This is a genomic window from Okeania sp. SIO2B9 (genome assembly GCF_010672505.1).
GTDB lineage: Bacteria > Cyanobacteriota > Cyanobacteriia > Cyanobacteriales > Microcoleaceae > Okeania > Okeania hirsuta.
Genome location: NZ_JAAHGK010000903.1, coordinates 1 through 3219 on the forward strand (window position 1 = coordinate 1; position 3219 = coordinate 3219).

Sequence of the window (3219 nt, forward strand, 5' to 3'; positions counted from 1 at the left end):
TCTCTTTTCTGGAGATATCTAATATCCAGAAAAGAGGGAATAGGGAACCCACCCCTCGCCCCTCCCCCTCCCAGGAGGGGAAATAATTGATAATTTCTGTATGATAATTGATTTTATTTTTTATTTTTGGAGATGTCTATTAGTAATTGAAGAAGGAAGAAGGGGTTTTAGTTATCTAAGGAGAGAAGAAGGGATCTAAGTTGGGAAAAGTGGATGGGGAGATGGGAAGATTGAAGTAATTATAGAATTATCAAAATATACTATATAACTGGATTCTATATTAAATAATTAATCTACAACCTAAAACCTTCTTCAAATGACTCAAAAAAAATTCTTTCTTGGGTGCGCTGTTTGGGCATTTAAACCTTGGGTGGGAGAGTTTTATCCTCCCAAAAGTTCTCCTTCTGAGTTTCTCTATCTCTACAGTCGCCGTTTCACTACCGTTGAAGGTAACACTACATTTTATGCTACCCCTAAACCAGAGACTGTGACGAAGTGGGCAATACAAACGCCTCCTGGATTTCAATTTTGCCTAAAACTACCACGCAACATAACTCATAATGGATTATTAAAACCTTTTATCCCGGATGCTTTAGACTTCCTCAAACAGATGCAACCTTTAGGCGATCGCCTGGGTGTATTTTTTGCTCAGTTACCACCGAGTTACGGCCCCTCTTCATTTGATGACCTCGCAGAATTTTTGGAAGCTTGGCCACGAGACCGGATGTCTTTAGCTTTGGAAGTTCGCCATCCTGAGTGGTTTGAAGACTCTCAAGCTCAACAGTTAAATAGTCTTCTCAAACAACTGAGTGTGGGGAAAGTTTTGCTAGACTCGCGTCCTGTCTACACTGGTAAGGATAACCCCCAGTTGCGGTCTAAAAACCGTAAACCCAATTTACCTTTACAGTTGACGTTGACTGCTCCATTTACCATAGTGAGGTTTATTTCTCATCCTCAGTTGTCAGTAAATCAAATTTTTTTCACAGAATGGGTAACTCAAATTAAGCAATGGTTGTGCCAAGATATCACAATTTACTTTTTTATTCATTGCCCTGAAGAAGAGCGATCGCCTAGTACAGCACGTCATTTTCAACAGTTATTAGAAATAGCAAAAATTCCTATTCCATCCCTGCCTTGGAATTTACTTAATCAGTCGCCTACTCAGTTAAGTTTATGGTGATTTTTTCTGAGAGTTGCTGATGTTATATAGCAGAAGGAAGAAGGAAGAAGGAAAAGTCTTGCTTTGTCTGAGTTTTAAGCTTTTTATCTGTCTGCGTCCTTTGCTTCGACTGCTATATCAAGTCCGGTAATATCAGTATTGTAAGGTAAGGTTAAGGAAGAAGGCTTTTAGGATTGAAAAAAATTCAATTTTATCATTTTCTTTGTGGGTTTAATACCCCACCGTCAACGGTCGTGTTCACGCATTACTTGGGGGAGCGTAGACGCGGAGCGGCCCTTCGTTGACTATCCCCATGTAATTTTCCTCCTGTCTCCTGTCTCCTGTCTCCTGTCTCCTTCTTCAAGTAGATATTCACCCTTGCTCTTCCTTACTTTTTTCCTCCTGACTCCTGACTCCTGACTCCTGACTCCTGACTCCTTATACGAATAGAAAACCCATAATAAGGAGACTTATTCGGCAATTGCACTTCAAAATTCACTCGGTCTATAATATCTGCTGAACGCACTTCTAAAGTCCATTTACCGGGAGATAATTTCCAAAATAAAGAATTATCAAAATTAACAGCTAATTTCTCTCCATTCAACCACCATTCCACAGAATTTTCCCGTGAGTTCGCCAACTTAAATTCTAATTTTTTCTCTCCTCCAACATCATCCATTAAAAAATAATCATCTTCTTGAGGAAACAAAATTTTTAACTCATCAGAAACCAAACTAGATTTACTCTGTTTTGCCAACCATTCATTATATTCATCAGGCAAATTTTCCACCGAATAAAGAGCAGATAAATGCTCATATTCTCTCAACTTTTCTGGATAAAAATACTCTGTTATTACCGACGGACAATCAGATTTCGGACGCAACCCAGAAATTGTACAAACCGGGCGTTGAACCATATTTTTTGGCGGTGGAAAAGCTGTCGCTTCCTTCTTTTCGTGCAAATGTAACATAATCCTATTCCATAAAGGTGCAGCACCCATAACTCCTGATATTTGCACCATAGATTCCCCACTAAAATTACCCACCCAAACCGCCACAGTATAATCATTAGTAAAACCTACTGTCCAAGTATCACGAAAATCTGAGGAAGTACCAGTTTTTACTGCTGCTGGAAATGGCAAATTTAAAGCCGAATTCACTCCAAATTCTGCTGCTCTTGCATGAGTATCGCTTAACATATTTGCGATTAACATCCATTTTGATTCTGCTTGAGGTAGTAGGGAGATGTCTTGATTTTTTTTATGTTGAAAAAGTGGGTAAGTTTTACTAGGAATAGTTGTAACGACAGGAATAACTTCTCCTTGTCTTGCCATAATTGAATAAGCTTTTGCCAACTCCCATAAACTGACTTCCCCACTGCCTAAACTTAAGCCTAAACCATAATGTTCTGGTGAGGCTTGTAAATGTGTAAAACCTAATTGATGTAGACGGTTTAAAAATTGCTTTACTCCTACTTTTTCTAATACTCTTACTGCCGGAATATTCAGAGAATTTGCTAAAGCAACCCTGACAATAACAGGTCCTAAAAATCTATCTTGATTATAATTAGTAGGGCTATAAAGTTTGGCTCCAGGAATTGCATAATATGTCGGTACGTCTGGCAAAATAGTATTCGGATTAATTACTTGATTTTCTAATGCTAATTGATACAAAAAAGGCTTTAAAGTTGAACCTGGTTGACGTAGTGCTTGTACTCCATCATTACTACCCATTTTTTGAGTATTAAAATAATAAGGAGAACCTACATAAGCTAATACTTCTCCAGTCTGATTATTAATTACAATAGCAGCAGCATGATGCACATTATAAGGGGTAAGATTTTGAATTACTTGTTGGACTTGGGTAGTAACAAATTGTTGTAAAGGTCGGTCAATAGTAGTACGAATAACTGTAGGAGTTGTTGTTGTAGATAAGTTTTGATTTATGGCAGTAGATTGATTTTGAGATAACCAAAATAGAAAGTGTGGCGCAGCAATAATACCTTGATTTTTTGGTTGTAGAGTTATTTTTTCCGCAAGCGCTTTTTCAGCTTCAGCACTG

At 38.1% G+C, this 3219-nt stretch carries 2 protein-coding genes; one reads left to right on the forward strand and one right to left on the reverse strand.

The genetic code is table 11. The features are described 5' to 3' along the window. The first annotated feature begins 316 nt into the window (after nucleotides 1–316). On the forward strand, nucleotides 317–1180 hold the full coding sequence (locus tag F6K13_RS25205) for a DUF72 domain-containing protein (RefSeq protein WP_124145904.1): 864 nt from the start codon (nucleotides 317–319) through the stop codon (nucleotides 1178–1180). A 367-nt stretch (nucleotides 1181–1547) separates the two neighbouring features. Here F6K13_RS25205 and F6K13_RS25210 read toward each other — a convergent pair. After that, on the reverse strand, nucleotides 1548–3219 hold a 1672-nt coding region (locus tag F6K13_RS25210), incomplete at its 5' end, for a penicillin-binding transpeptidase domain-containing protein (protein WP_287288733.1).